The 14,781-nt window shown below is 40.5% G+C and carries 16 protein-coding genes; 10 read left to right on the forward strand and 6 right to left on the reverse strand.

Going from position 1 to position 14,781, the window contains the following annotated elements; genetic code table 11:
* Positions 1-511 precede the first annotated feature (511 nt).
* Positions 512-817: a helix-turn-helix transcriptional regulator gene (locus J8L98_RS13380; protein WP_247682551.1), complete on the forward strand. Its 306-nt coding sequence runs from the start codon at positions 512-514 to the stop codon at positions 815-817.
* Between the two features lie 57 nt (positions 818-874).
* Positions 875-1,117, forward strand: coding sequence for a HipA N-terminal domain-containing protein (locus tag J8L98_RS13385; RefSeq protein WP_348771907.1), 243 nt, complete (start codon positions 875-877; stop codon positions 1,115-1,117).
* Here J8L98_RS13385 and J8L98_RS13390 read toward each other — a convergent pair.
* Positions 1,101-2,471: a HEAT repeat domain-containing protein gene (locus J8L98_RS13390; protein ID WP_210996828.1), complete on the reverse strand. Its 1,371-nt coding sequence runs from the start codon at positions 2,469-2,471 to the stop codon at positions 1,101-1,103. The genes J8L98_RS13385 and J8L98_RS13390 overlap by 17 nt on opposite strands.
* Before the next feature lie 535 nt (positions 2,472-3,006).
* Between J8L98_RS13390 and J8L98_RS13395 the strand changes: the two genes are divergently transcribed.
* The 8 genes from J8L98_RS13395 (at position 3,007) to J8L98_RS13430 (ending at position 7,988) form a co-directional block, all read left to right on the forward strand.
* Complete coding sequence (locus tag J8L98_RS13395; RefSeq protein WP_210996829.1) at positions 3,007-3,264, forward strand: helix-turn-helix transcriptional regulator; 258 nt, start codon at positions 3,007-3,009, stop codon at positions 3,262-3,264.
* On the forward strand, positions 3,261-3,569 hold the full coding sequence (locus J8L98_RS13400) for a hypothetical protein (RefSeq protein ID WP_210996830.1): 309 nt from the start codon (positions 3,261-3,263) through the stop codon (positions 3,567-3,569). The genes J8L98_RS13395 and J8L98_RS13400 overlap by 4 nt, the downstream gene beginning before the upstream one ends.
* Before the next feature lie 3 nt (positions 3,570-3,572).
* Positions 3,573-4,172 (forward strand): hypothetical protein, encoded by a 600-nt coding sequence (locus J8L98_RS13405; protein WP_210996831.1) that lies wholly within the window; start codon positions 3,573-3,575, stop codon positions 4,170-4,172.
* Between the two features lie 420 nt (positions 4,173-4,592).
* Complete coding sequence (locus tag J8L98_RS13410) at positions 4,593-5,417, forward strand: helix-turn-helix transcriptional regulator (protein WP_210996832.1); 825 nt, start codon at positions 4,593-4,595, stop codon at positions 5,415-5,417.
* A 745-nt stretch (positions 5,418-6,162) separates the two neighbouring features.
* Positions 6,163-6,447, forward strand: coding sequence for a helix-turn-helix transcriptional regulator (locus J8L98_RS13415; RefSeq protein WP_210996833.1), 285 nt, complete (start codon positions 6,163-6,165; stop codon positions 6,445-6,447).
* Positions 6,448-6,884: 437 nt separating this feature from the next.
* On the forward strand, positions 6,885-7,064 hold the full coding sequence (locus J8L98_RS13420) for a hypothetical protein (protein WP_192505997.1): 180 nt from the start codon (positions 6,885-6,887) through the stop codon (positions 7,062-7,064).
* Between the two features lie 107 nt (positions 7,065-7,171).
* A complete protein-coding gene (locus tag J8L98_RS13425; protein WP_210996834.1) occupies positions 7,172-7,630 on the forward strand; it encodes a cyclic nucleotide-binding domain-containing protein in 459 nt (152 codons plus the stop codon).
* A 187-nt stretch (positions 7,631-7,817) separates the two neighbouring features.
* Positions 7,818-7,988: a hypothetical protein gene (locus J8L98_RS13430; RefSeq protein WP_192505999.1), complete on the forward strand. Its 171-nt coding sequence runs from the start codon at positions 7,818-7,820 to the stop codon at positions 7,986-7,988.
* A gap of 156 nt (positions 7,989-8,144) precedes the next feature.
* Here J8L98_RS13430 and J8L98_RS13435 read toward each other — a convergent pair whose 3' ends face one another.
* The 5 genes from J8L98_RS13435 to rpoA form a co-directional block, all read right to left on the reverse strand.
* Entirely contained in the window at positions 8,145-9,386 is a 1,242-nt protein-coding gene (locus J8L98_RS13435) for a cysteine desulfurase-like protein (protein WP_210996865.1), read from the reverse strand.
* A gap of 10 nt (positions 9,387-9,396) precedes the next feature.
* A complete protein-coding gene (locus tag J8L98_RS13440; RefSeq protein ID WP_210996835.1) occupies positions 9,397-10,029 on the reverse strand; it encodes a 2OG-Fe dioxygenase family protein in 633 nt (210 codons plus the stop codon).
* A gap of 220 nt (positions 10,030-10,249) precedes the next feature.
* Positions 10,250-12,847, reverse strand: coding sequence for a bifunctional aconitate hydratase 2/2-methylisocitrate dehydratase (acnB, locus tag J8L98_RS13445; RefSeq protein ID WP_210996836.1), 2,598 nt, complete (start codon positions 12,845-12,847; stop codon positions 10,250-10,252).
* Positions 12,848-13,350: 503 nt separating this feature from the next.
* Positions 13,351-13,749: a 50S ribosomal protein L17 gene (gene rplQ / locus J8L98_RS13450; RefSeq protein ID WP_192506002.1), complete on the reverse strand. Its 399-nt coding sequence runs from the start codon at positions 13,747-13,749 to the stop codon at positions 13,351-13,353.
* Between the two features lie 39 nt (positions 13,750-13,788).
* Complete coding sequence (gene rpoA, locus J8L98_RS13455) at positions 13,789-14,775, reverse strand: DNA-directed RNA polymerase subunit alpha (RefSeq protein ID WP_210996837.1); 987 nt, start codon at positions 14,773-14,775, stop codon at positions 13,789-13,791.
* Positions 14,776-14,781: the final 6 nt, after the last annotated feature.

The following is a 14,781-nucleotide window of genomic DNA, read 5'->3' on the forward strand; positions in this document are numbered from 1 at the left end:
ATGCGAATTTGTGCAAATGACGGATGCAGACGAAAGTGGTAACTAAAGTGGTTACTCGTCTAGGCTGGTAAACTAACGATTGGCTACAGCCCCTGATTTTATTGGTCTTGTGAACTACCATGGACTCTATCCGAGTTCCAGATCCAGAATATTGAGTAACCTCTAAATCAATTCAGAATCACCCGATATAGCCCAGTCATACTGGGATTTTTTGTTTTTAGCGTCTCAATTATTCTGAGTAATCTCGATCTGAAACAATAAAAAATGATAATTCGCAATTATAAATCCAGAACTCTGAGCCTTTTGATTCAGTGACTTGGCTATCAGTATGAGCCTAAATTCACCACTACCAGTGAATGTTTTTTTGAATCACTCGCAGTACAACATATATTCACCAATAGTGATGAATATACTTCCCGTTCTAACGACTACTTGTTTTATTCACTAATAATGGTGAATTTTTATTGCTTGTATTAGATCCACGAATATAATCACTATTAATGGTGAATAATTGAGTATTTTCAATATGGCTAATCGCGTTAAAGTGTCAGACATGCCCAGCTCTGTATACATAGAAGATGCAGCAATACTTGGTAAGCTGATCAAAGCAAAACGAACAAAGTTGAATATGAAGCTGGCAGACTGCGCAGCGCTATGTGGAATTGGCATAAATACCCTATCACGTATTGAAAACGGCAATGCTAATTGCACTTTATCCGCAGTATTTTCAGTCTTACAAGGGTTAGGGATCAAACTCACGACAAAAGAGCTATTAACTCCTAGCTCTCACTCTTTAGCAGATAACGAATGGGTTTAACACATGCATAATAAATTAGATGCCTACAGCCTAAACACAAAATTTTCAGATTGATTAATCGGTTCACTCGTATTGAACAAAGAAACAGGCTTGCTTAAATTAGAATACAATAAAGTGTGGCAGCAAAACGGTTTCCCCATATCACCAAGCTTAACGCTTGATAATAATCACGATAACTCTGTTGCATACAGTTTCCTTGATAATGCCTTACCAGAAGGAGAAGCTTGTTTACTGCTGGCCGAAGAAGCTGGGGGTCCTGTAACAGTACCTTTAAATAAACCAACTAAATTGTACTTGTAATAGTGCTGATTAAACCTTTCCATTGCTTAGACTTTTGTTCAATACCTACAGACGCCATTAAAGCCTTTAAGGTCGCTATTTGAGCTTGAGTAGGTTGTATAAATGAACGATTGTAGTCACTATTCCAGATCCCCAGTTCAGCTGCAAATTGCGCTTCTTTAAGCGTTGACGACATTTTTTCATTTACTGTCCATGAAAGTAAAAATACAGCTCTATCCCATTTGTTAAGGTGATGAGAAATAGCCACACAAGATAATGCAGTATGAGTGTATACTGATTCGTCGATTATGCGTATCAGTTCATTCACACCAACATGAACATTCACCTTCACAATTAACTTTGCAGAGTTCTTACATACGGATGGCGCTGGGTCTTTTAACCCTTTGAGCAGGTATATTTCACTATTTTGTGGGTCAAGTCTTAACAAACTATTAAGCGCCTGTTTTCTCAAAGAGGGCGTTACACTGTTATAAAAAGATTTGATTTTTTCCAAGTCATCATGACTATTAAGGTAGCCAAGCCCCCAAATAGCAGCTTTGGTTTTTACGCTTGTTGTGAAATTATTCCGATATAACGACACGGCGTCTTCGCCATTTTCAAGGCAATACTTTATGGCAAGCTCGCGTACCGAGGTATGGTGGTCAAATAAAGCATTTTTAGCAACCGTATCAGCATCATCTGCACAGAGTAAATACCGCAATGATTCCTTTCGAATAGGCATAAATGCGTCTTTCAATAAAGACGAGTAATAGCTCTCTAACTCGTCAGGGTGCATTTTTTTGGCCCATCGAAAGGTGTTCATTCTCACTAAAACGTCTTTGCTTAAAAACGCAACCGACAATAAATTAGCTACATCAATGAATTGACTTCGAATTGCTAACTGTAAGCACAATCTTGCAATATCACTATTTACGTTATGAAGCCCGTCGAGCAAATAAGATTCATTTGATTCCGCCAACAATAAAACTTCAATGTGCTGGATGAGATGTTCGTGATCTGCTCTATGGCACTCTCTTAAATGGTATATATGTGGCAAGCATTGAATAATTGAGTCTAGGTGCTCTGTTATGATCAATTTTTTAAGTGACTTTATTGCAGCAGCCCTAACTTGTGGCACCCAATCATTAACACGCAGAAGCAAACTTGGAATTGCTATCGGATCACCTAAATAACCTAACTTTGCAGCGGCATTCTCTCTCTTGTAGCCATCTCGGTGATTACTTAACTGAATCAACTCTTCGACAGTCGCGACCCATTCAGTTGCTACCCGCTCTGTTTCCATCCGCAGGTTACTTGAATTGTCACGGAATACTAACTTTTTCAATTTTATAAACAGACGCTGCAAGCTAAGCAATTTTACATCCTTTTTTTCATCGCAATGGCAATACTTGAATACTATATAAAATTGGGACATAAGCGCAACGTAACAAAATTAAAATCTGGGTAAATCTACATTTAGTCTTGTTGTTTAACGTCGCAATACCAGTAAATAACATGAATACGCGCTTAGCACCTAAGTAAAACCACACTAAAAAGTCGTAATAGCTGGCGGCTTTATACCTCTTTTTAGGAAGTTCTATTTACTCCTTGCGTTTACTTACCCCATTCTCAGCCCTCCCGCGGGGCGCTCACTGCCAACAACCGGAACTCGACCTCATCTCCCATCACATTCTCAGCCAATTACCGCCAAACACTGTCAACAAATGTAAACATGACGTTTACATTTTGGGCGTTTCGAAATATTATGTATACCGAAGTCATAATACGGCTAAAAGCGCAATATTTGGCTGTTTTTCACTGATACACTCCTTACCTTGAAGTATTCATTGTTAACAGTGTGTATGTGTATATATGGAACAACTTCTCCCCTAAAAAATAAGGATAAGGATGTGATAGATGGTGATGACCTAAGGGCGATGAGAGTCAATGCAGGTATTTCTCAAGACACCATGGCTAAGAAACTTAAGTGTGATAGAAAAACCGTCATCAACTATGAGTTAGGTGTGAGTGATATTCGCTCTAAACAGCTTTTCATGTGGCTGGTATATTGTAAGATAGACTCAGGATCTTTGTTAAACGAAATTAAGCAGATCCGTGATCAAGTCAATCGTACAAAAAACCCAAGCTTACAGGATGAAGAAAAATGAGAAAAACGCGCTTATCAAATGCTCTGAACAATATGAATTTTTTAATAAAGTCGGTATTTCGCTATAATGGGCAAAAGTTAGAAGCACGCTCTTTTACTCAACAAGCTTCACAGTTGTCGTCTTTAATAAGTTGCCCTTCAACCGAAAAAATATCAGAACAGTGTATTAATGATAAATACACTAAACGACAGGAACTCAACTCCAACAAGTGTTCTTTGATAAATGGTTCTGGAGGAGTAAAGCCAACAAGGCCCCCTGTTGCTAACTATGCACCTATTATCCCCATCGATACTTCACAAGGATAGATAATGAAAGTCTCAAATTTAATTTTACTAAGTATTTTCTCAATACTGATTTTCTATATTCAACTTTGGGATCATAGAGTGGTTACCCCCCTATACATACTACTTTTAGGTACTTGTGTAGGGTATGGTGTTTATACAAAAAATATCAATATGAAACACATAGCTTTATTTCTGCTCGTTATTCATATTATTGATTATAGCATTTTTGAAGCTGGTCTAATTGATTACATCACACCCTATGAAAACCAACTAATAAGGGGTACCCTAATTTTTGGTACTCAACTGATTATAAGTATCGGGACGGTACTGGTATTAATTCTCAGAGTACAGCTTTCCCGTATTTTCTCTAAGTCAAAGAGTATCGCTTTGACACACTTCGATGGCATATTCCATTGGTTGTACATATATTTATCAGCAATCTACTTTGTCGCTCTTTTAGAAAATATCGCATGGTCTTACTTTGACATGAAATCTTGGACATTCATTTACGATAATTTTGAAGGATTGATTTATACTGCATGGGCATTGTGTTGCGGTACCTTGCTAGCCATGATGATCACCTCTACAAAATCAAACTATCATGATGAAGAAGCTATTTCTTAAATCAGTTAAGAGGGCGTAATGCGGGTAAGTTAAGCTGTGCGTTAGCGATACGCCCTCAAATTTATTTATACCGTCCGCGTTTTATACGGCTTTCTTTCTACAACTTTTTAGACAAATATCACTTTCAACTTAATCGCTCCAAGCGATTATATTTAAATGATAAACGGGTGGTTATTATAACCTCCCGACTTACTGCCTGTCCCAAAATCATCATCCCAAAACCATTTCGCCTCAAGATCATTTCACCAGCCATTCCTCCTCCCTAATCGAGTCACATTTACCCGGTACACTTGTTCTATTTAGCATTGAGCTATTTAACATTGAGCTACTGCATGTATTTTCAGTAAACACTCCTTGTATACAGCGTCGGTTTACAGACCCTGTATTTCAAAATACTATGTTCATTAAAAAAGGAAAAATATGATAGATGGTGATGACTTAAGAGCGATGCGCATCAATGCCGGTATTTCGCAGCAAGGCATGTCGAAAAAGCTCAAATGTGACAGAAAAACCATTCACAACTATGAAATTGGTGTGAGTGATATCCCCTCTTCACGATTATTCCAATGGCTTACCTTTTGCAAACTCGATTTATCAATATTATTAAACCAAGTAAAAGCAGTACGTGGCGAAGCGAGTAAAAATGGTCAGTCAAAGCTGCTAGACATCATGTCAGTGATATTACTATTTAGCCCGTTATGGAGTCACTTAATCGTCACCCCTCTTTATTTGTTGCTGCTTGGTGTTTGCGCAGCTTACGGCGTGTATAAAAAAGACATCAATGTTACTCATATTGCTGGGTTTATCTTTATTCTAACAGCCGTTAATTACCCAATATTCGATAGTGGCCTAATAAATTACGTCACGCCCAGCGACAATAAGTTACTCCAAGGCACAATCATCTATGGTACTCAACTTATTTTAAGCATAATCACAGTGTTTGTATTAATTTTTAGAGTACAACTCTCTCGACTCATATCTAAATCTAACAATATCGCCTTAACGCACTTTGATGGCATATTCCATTGGCTTTACATTTACGCTTCTCTTATCTACTTGCTAGGGCTACTAGAAAATATTGCATGGTCCCATTTCGAACTGAAATCTTGGACGCTCATCTACGATAACTTTGAAGGGTTGATTTATATTGGCTGGGCGCTCTGTTGTGGTGCATTACTGGCGATGATGATTAGCTCAACTGGCTCAAACTGTTGTAACGATAAAAAAACGACTGGCAATGAGTAACCGAGGGCTATAAATAAAAAGGGGATCAGTTAAGTTACACTTTCTGCTGCTCAGTGAGATCAAATCTACTCAGCGCTGGTTTAAACCGCTTTGGCTTACGCTTGTTCGCCTTAAAAAATATGATTTCAAAAGCATGGTTTTATGGCCGTGACATTCAATGTACTTCATTTCATCCGCTTGTAAACGAGCTTAACCATTATGTGCAACCGCATAAAAAGCCTTTGCTCTCTACGCAACTACAATGACGTGGTTTTACCCGCAAAAATTCACGAGTAGTTGCACTATTTTCTTTATATTTCATCATTTTGTAACGTTATTTGTGATTTCGTCGTATTTTATTTTTCGATGAGGAGATTTTTCCACACCGAATAACACAATATATTAACACCAACACATAATTAGCTAAATAATATGTCAATACAATGCTTTAACATGGATATCGAAGCGAGTACCCCGCCTATTAACGGATTTAATAGCACTATCAACACGACCAGTACAGTGTTTATGTGCCGACTTGATACGCATATTTCTTGTACAAAACATCAATCACAGGGTGATTTGTTCATAAATACGCATAATACGCGATATAACGGTGTTTATAACGCACCACACAACAAATTGTACACCCTTTGCTTACAAACTAGCCTAAGTGCATTTGCCATGCTGCGCTTTTTAGCTGGGTCCTCTGACGCACTTAAAGCAAGCCCTCAGAGTGCTTCCCTTTACTCATCGGTCGAGGTGTAACATGAAAAACAACTCTAAAAAAAGACAAACCAAAATAAACCGATTTGAAAAAGAACTACAAAAGTCGATTCGCAATTTACGTAAAACCAGAGGGCTTACTCAAAAGCAGCTGGGTAATATGTTAGGCGTCGATCAAGCCACCATCAGCAATTTTGAAAGTGGTAAAACCGTGATGAGTATTACCCAGGTTTATGAAATGTTGCTTATTTTTGGCAATGACTTTTCTAGCCCTAATATTGCGCAATTAATGGGAAATAATCAGGCTGGTGCAGCACTGGTTGCTTAAATGATATTGCTATACAACAGAGTAGCCCCAATCTGATTTTACTACGTGTTCTGGGGCTCTGTTTTATAATGGCAAACAACTTGGATTCGTTTTTATAGCTACTGTAATGATGCTCTATCAATATCTCTTACCCAATTGCTTATACTCTCTGACTTACCGGCCTTTGACTTAGCGACCTCTGACTTAGCGACCTCTGACTTAGCGACCTCTGACAACGACCTCTTGCAACAACAATGCGCACTATCTATTAAAACCCCCTATTAGACACCTATTAGCGCCCCCTTCTTGATCCTGAGTTAAAAAAACACATTTTGTTACGCATGATCTGTACCCACTACATGAATTAAACTTGATTGAAAAACACACAACCATTGCGTAATTTATTTAGACCGACTCGTTCGGTACAACATAAAAATACAACACGTAAAGGAATTAACATGAAAATAAAACTCAACAAGAAGTCACTAAAGCAACTAGATAATAGCCAACATACACTTGCTAAAGAGTTAACCCCGCAAGCCGCTGGTGGACAATATGCATCATCGCCTTATAACGCGGGTTGCATGAGTTACCAAGGGTTAACCTGCCCTACTTCTCCGTATGATCCTGGCTGTTAATTATCGGTGCGCTAAGCCATACCCGTGTATGGCTTTTTAAAATACATTGATCCATTGATAAAAACCCGCCACTATTTACCCTATGTTACGTCTGTTATGCCATAAGCATGAAATTACTTGAAAATGTTCCACTGTTAAAACAACTTGAGATCATCAATCGACTCAACTTTTTCAATGAATTTACTCTGTCTGAACGGCAGGTATTACTTGAGTCATTTAGTCATTTATATTTAGTGCATGAAAAGCATCATGCATTTAAACGCTTTGAGCTCGATAACCGCTTGTTTATTGTATTAAGTGGCGAGTTTATAATTTTCAAAAAAAGTCAGTTACTTGAATTAGGCCGCGTAGGCCCTGGGGAGTTTATTGGTGAAGGCGCTTTTATTTGCCATAAAGAGCACTCTACCAGCGCCAAAGCACTCAAAGACAGTATTTTATTGGCCATTACCCCAGAAGCCATGACACGCCTACCCAATGTGATTAGAGAGAAAGTAAAAGACAAAATCATCGAAGGCATGAGTGCACGTATTAGTACTTTAAGTAACTTTATTGAAGATAATATTTAGCCTGTTTATCTTTTTCTTATATGGGTTTTAATACTTTTAAATATAAAAACCCTTGTATGAACAATTAAAAATAACCCCGTTAAGTGCCATTAAAAGCACCATTGTATTTATCTGTATAAATATTATTCACTTTACATGCATAGTACGCATGGTTAAATTTTGTACTCCACATTTAAAGGAATACAACATGAAACTCGTACTAAAGAAAAAAAACATGAAAGATTTAAAACATAATGCGAAAACATTGCCAGCAGAATTAACGCCCAATGTAGCAGGTGCAGGCGACTATACGTTACCTGTATGGAAGTGTATGAGCTATTTAGGCTGTATTAGCAATAACCCTCGCTTTGGCTGTTAATTTAACCATTTAACATTTAAATAGCCAAAGATAAAAATTGAGCACTAAAATTATTAAAATGTTTTAGCGCTCAATTTTTGACTAACTGATAGCGTATAGTATACCGAATTATTAATCGACGCTTTCCCCACTCAGTCTTAGCCAGTTATTAGCGAGTTATGAGCGATTAAATAAGGCCGTAAACGCACTAAATAATGTTTCTAGTTCATCAATCGTGTTGTAATGCATACACCCAATACGCACGACGCCGCCTTTATCCATTACACCCAGTTGCTCACATAAGCCTTGCGCATAAAAATTGCCATCCCACACACACATGTGCTGCTTACCTAAAAACTCTGAGACGTCTCTTGGGGCAATGCCTTCAAAGGTCAATGCAAAGGTAGGCGTACGCTCAGCCAACCGCGTTAAGTCGCTTATGCCAAATAACGTAATGCCTGGAAACTCGGCCAAGCGCGTTAAAAAGTATTCACTTAATGCCATTTCATGCTGCTTGGTGTTTGCAAATGCTTCACTCAAGCGCTGCCGACGAGGCGCTGTTTCAGGTAACCCATTTAAGCTTGCAATATAGTCAATGGCAGCAACCACCCCAGCTAAGCCCTCAAAGCTCTGCGTACCGGTTTCCCAGCGACCAGGAATGATATCTTTGGCAGGCTCCACTTTGTAAGGGGTAAAACCTTCCAAGTGCTCGCGTTTACCATACACAATACCCACATGTGGGCCAAAAAACTTATAGGCTGAACACGCTAGGAAGTCGCAGTTTAGTGCTTGCACATCAATGAGCTCATGTGGCGCATAATGCACCGCATCAACGTACACGAGCGCGCCAACTTGATGAGCCAATTCAACAATGCGCTTAATGTTGTTAATAGACCCTGTGGTATTTGATGCGTAAGTCACCGCGACTAATTTGGTATTGCTGTTAAGTAACTGCTGATATTGGGCCAAATCAAGGGTGCAGTCAGCATCATTCACTTGTAGGGCATGAACTGTTGCGCCTTTGTCTTCTGCCGCTTGACGCCAAGACGACACATTCGAGAAGTGGTCGGCGTTAGTGACAATAACTTCATCGCTTGCTTGCCAGTCTCTTGAAATAGCACGACTGAAGCTAAAGGTTAAGCTGGTCATATTGGCACCAAACACGATCTGCTCTTGGCTGGGTGCATTCAGTAAATCAGCCACGGCTTGGCGCGCATTACTCAGTAGATCAACGGTTTTTTCACTAGAGAAAAACGCCCCGCCTAAATTAGAGTTGTAATACCCTAAATATGCCGACATAGCACTCAATACCGACTGAGGTACTTGCGAGCCACCTGGGCCATCTAAAAAAATCGGCGATTGGCCGTTTACTTGCTGCATTAATGCCGGAAATTGGCGTCGTAGTTTAGTTAGGTCCATCATTCACTCGTTATGCGGTAAATACAAAACAATCTAAATAACCGACTTCATCAGCATTTAGTTTATTCATTGGTGTTGCGTTGTGCCACACTTCACGGTCGTTGATCAAAGCAAACAACCCATCTTTTATTTCCATTTTAAAACATGGTTCAACATCTTTGTTTTCATACACCAATAACTCGCCGCCAGCGATATTTTCATGAGACACACCACATACACACACATGATCGAAGCCATCTTGGTGAATACCTTCTGGTGCAGGGGGCGTATCGCTTTCAATGGCAAGCATGCGGAACTGGTGCACTTCAATATCACGCTCTTCTGCAATACCTGTCATCGCTCTAAATTCACTAAGCAAATGTTTAAAGCCTGTACTTTGCAATAAGCTGTCTTCTAGGTTTTCGTATACTCGCTCGACATTGCCCTGAAAGGTGTTAATGGCATCGTCTTGCACAAATGCTTTGGCTGGCTGAAGTGACACTTCATCTTGAACAAATTTAACCACAGAGTAACGGCGTTTCCTAAATGCACCATCGGCATAGGGGTTACTCGGTAATTGATTAAAAGAGGGCTTCACTGCGTTGATATGCGCTTGTTTGATGAAACGTAGTTGAAGCAAATTCTGATTGTTTACTGCGGTCATTTTGCGCTCGCCTATTGATGAGAAATTGGCGATAATTCTAAGCGAATGGAAAATAAATACTGTCTAATTTACCTATTAAATTACCAAGAAAACGCAACAACAAACCGATAATTGAATTATTTTTAGATATTTATTTCATAAAATTTTGATGCTTTGATTACGGTGTTTCACCCACAAAAAAGCCAGCAATACAGCCGGCTTTTTTCATTGCATATAATGATCACACAGCTTGTTGAATGATCACATTATCGGCTTTTTTAGTGTACTGTGGCATTTTATGAAAGTTAAGGTAACGATAGGTATCAGCTGCCGTTGCGTTAATTTTCTCTGCGTATTCTTGATACTCCGTCGTTGTCGGTAGTCTACCAATAATGGCAGCCACTGCAGCCAGCTCAGCGGATGCTAAAAATACATTTGCGCCCGTACCCAAGCGATTCGGGAAGTTACGTGTTGAAGTTGATACAACCGTTGCTTTGTCGGCAACGCGTGCCTGGTTACCCATACACAATGAACACCCCGGCGTTTCTATCCGCGCGCCCACACGACCAAAAATACCATAGTAGCCTTCATCGGTAAGTTGGTCTTTGTCCATTTTGGTCGGTGGTGCAACCCAAAGCTGTGTTGGTAAACGGCCGCCATAGTTATCCAATAACTTACCCGCTGCGCGGAAGTGACCTATATTGGTCATACATGAACCAATAAAGACCTCATCAATGCTTTGCCCTTGTACGGTTGAAAGCAAACGCGCATCGTCAGGATCATTTGGCGCGCATAAAATAGGCTCGTTAATATCAGCTAAATCAATCTCAATAATATGGGCATAGTCGGCATCAGCATCGGCTTCCATTAACTCTGGGTTAGCTAACCATTCTTGCATTTTAGTAATACGGCGCTCGATGGTTCGTACATCACCATAGCTTTCTGCAATCATCCACTTAAGCATAACAATGTTTGAGTTAAGGTATTCAGCGATTGATTCTTTAGAAAGCTTAACCGCACACCCTGCTGCAGAACGTTCAGCAGATGCGTCAGACAGTTCAAAGGCTTGCTCAACGGTTAAATGCTCAACCCCCTCAATCTCAAGTACTCGGCCTGAGAACTCATTGACTTTGCCTTTTTTCTCAACCGTTAATAACCCTTGCTTAATACCATAATACGGTATGGCATGGACTAAATCGCGTAGCGTGATCCCCGGCTGCATTTCCCCTTTGAAGCGTACCAAAATAGACTCTGGCATATCTAATGGCATAACCCCAGTTGCGGCTGCAAATGCGACTGCACCCGACCCCGCAGGGAACGAAATCCCGAGCGGGAACCGCGTATGTGAATCGCCGCCAGTCCCCACGGTGTCTGGTAATAGCATACGATTCAACCAAGAGTGAATAACCCCATCACCCGGACGTAATGAAACACCACCACGGTTCATAATGAAATCAGGCAAAGTATGATGTGTATTCACATCAATTGGCTTCGGATAAGCAGACGTATGGCAGAAAGACTGCATGGTTAAATCTGCCGAGAAACCTAAACATGCTAAGTCTTTAAGCTCATCACGCGTCATAGGGCCTGTTGTATCTTGAGAACCAACGGTGGTCATTTTTGGTTCACAATATTGGCCAGGGCGTATACCTTCGACACCGCAGGCTTTACCCACCATTTTTTGCGCTAACGTAAAGCCTTTATTTGATACTTCAGCAGCAGCAGGCTTACGGAAGATAGTTTCAGCTTCTAAGCCCAAAGAGGTACGCGCTTTATCTGTTAAGCCTCTGCCTATGATCAAAGGAATACGGCCACCGGCACGCACTTCATCTAGAATCACGTCTGACTTAAATGCAAAGGTGGAAAGGACTTCATCGCTACCATGGCGCTTAACCACCCCTTCATAAGGGAAAATATCGATTTGGTCGCCCATATGCAGCTGCTCAACGGGTAGCTCAATCGGTAATGCACCAGAGTCTTCCATTGTGTTGAAAAAGATAGGTGCAATTTTCCCACCTAAACAAACCCCACCAACCCGTTTATTTGGCACAAATGGAATATCATCTCCCATAAACCATAACACCGAGTTGGTGGCCGACTTACGTGATGAACCAGTACCAACTACATCACCTACGTACGCCAGTGGTAAGCCTTTTTTCTTCAAGTCTTCTAACTGTGAAATAGGGCCAATTTCGCCCGATTTCTCTGGATTAATCCCTTCTCGCTCAATTTTCAGCATCGCCAAAGCATGCAGCGGAATATCGGGACGAGACCATGCATCTGGTGCGGGTGACAAATCATCCGTATTGGTTTCGCCGGTTACTTTAAATACCGTGACGGAAATCTTTTCTGCAACTGTTGGTTTATCAGTAAACCACTGTGCGTTTGCCCAAGACTCAATAACTTGTTGAGCGTATGTATTACCAGCTTTGGCTTTTTCTTCTACATCGTAAAAAGCATCAAACATTAACAATGTGTGCGACAAACCTTTTACTGCAATTGGCGCCAACGCGTCGTCATCAAGCAGCTCAATCATCGGGGCAATATTATAGCCCCCTAACATTGAGCCAAGTAACTCAGCTGCATACTCTTTACTGATCAGCGGTGATTGTGTATTGCCTTTAGCAACCGCTGCGAGAAAACCCGCTTTAATATAAGCAGCATCATCTACACCAGGCGGTACACGGTTAACAAGTAAGTCTAAGATAAACTCTTCTTCACCTGCGCTCGGTGTTTTGACGAGTTCGATTAAGTCTGCGGTTTGCTGTGCATCTAATGGCTTAGGGACGATACCCTGAGCGGCACGCTCTTCTACATGTTGACGATATTCTTGAAGCACAATTTTACCCTCTTGATGACGTAAATTGGCGCAGTGTTTGTGGAAATCCTAAACCTGTCGCCTTATATTCTTTAAGGTAATTATAAGGCCTTTGCATATCGATGAGAATAACGCAACTGGAACAAGCACTTATACTCATTATAAATACAATGAATGGGGATGGGTAGACATCTCTATTTTCATGAATATTTGTTAATTAGTAATCATTCGTAACTAAACCTAGCAAGATTTTGATTATTATATTTTTTATCTGCTTTCCAAGTTTTAGACACAAAGCAAACGCTATAACTCTTAGCCATCATTTCTACGCGTAAAAGGCAGGTATTAAAAGGTCGTAAAGATAAAACAAGCCATGCTAAAAAGTAATCTTAACTTTATCTTCTTGATGTTGTGAGCATTATTATGAAAAGGTGTGAGATATAGCGAGTATATGTGAAATGACTAAAAATAAGATACAAAAAAGCCGAGCTATTGCTCGGCTTTTTTAGTGTCTTCTACAAGACTTACTCTGCAGACTGCGCGTCTTCTTGAGCTTCTTCCGCCACAGGGCGACCTAGAAGTTCAACATAAGCCATTGGTGCATTATCACCAGCACGGAAGCCACACTTAAGAATACGAGTGTAACCACCTGGACGGCCTTCGAAACGAGGACCAATTTCGCTGAATAACTTACCAACTACTTCATTATCACGCGTGCGAGCAAACGCTAAACGACGGTTTGCTACACTGTCAGTCTTAGCCAGTGTGATTAAAGGTTCAATTACACGGCGTAACTCTTTCGCTTTAGGCACAGTTGTTTTGATGATTTCGTGCTTCACCAATGAACTAGCCATATTGCTGAACATCGCTTTACGATGGCTGCTGTTACGGTTTAATTGACGACCACTCTTACGATGGCGCATGACCCTATCCTTCTAACTAAACTAATATAGTAACTTAGCTTATTCAGCTAAGCTTGCCGGAGGCCAATTTTCTAGGCGCATGCCTAGAGAAAGACCACGTGAAGCCAGTACATCTTTTATTTCAGTCAAAGACTTCTTACCAAGATTTGGCGTTTTCAGAAGCTCGACTTCAGTACGCTGTACTAAGTCACCGATATATTGAATTTGCTCGGCTTTCAGACAGTTTGCTGAACGTACTGTTAGCTCAAGATCATCAACTGGACGAAGCAGAATAGGATCGAATTCTGGCTTCTCTTCTTTCTCTTCTGGCTCAGAAACATCACGTAAATCTACGAATGCATCTAATTGCTCAGCTAAGATAGTAGACGCACGGCGGATCGCTTCTTCAGGATCTAAAGTGCCGTTTGTTTCCATATCAATGATTAACTTGTCTAAATCTGTACGTTGCTCAACACGGGCTGATTCAACCGAGTACGCAATACGTTCAACCGGGCTGAATGATGCATCTAGCAACAGACGACCGATTGGACGCTCATCGTCATCAGAGGATAAACGACTTGACGCTGGCACATAACCACGACCACGTTCAACACGAATACGCATGCTGATCTCGCTATTATTTGCCGTTAAATGACAAATAATGTGATCTGGGTTGGCGATTGTTACATCTCCATCGTGCTGAATGTCTGCCGCTGTCACAGGGCCTACACCAGATTTTGTCAGGGTAAGAAAAACTTCATCTTTACCTTCTAGAGATACAGCCAAACCTTTAAGGTTTAACAAAATTTCAATGATGTCTTCTTGTACGCCTTCTTTCGCGCTGTACTCATGCAATACACCATCAATTTCAACTTCAGTTACTGCACATCCTGGCATAGACGAAAGTAGTATACGGCGTAAAGCGTTACCCAGAGTGTGACCAAAGCCACGCTCAAGTGGTTCTAAAACAACTTTAGAACGCGTTGGGTTGATAGCGTCGATATCGACTAATCTTGGCTTTAGGAACTCAGTTACAGAACCCTGCATTTTATC

Source organism: Pseudoalteromonas sp. MMG013 (genome assembly GCF_018100885.1).
Classification (GTDB): Bacteria; Pseudomonadota; Gammaproteobacteria; order Enterobacterales; family Alteromonadaceae; genus Pseudoalteromonas; species Pseudoalteromonas aurantia.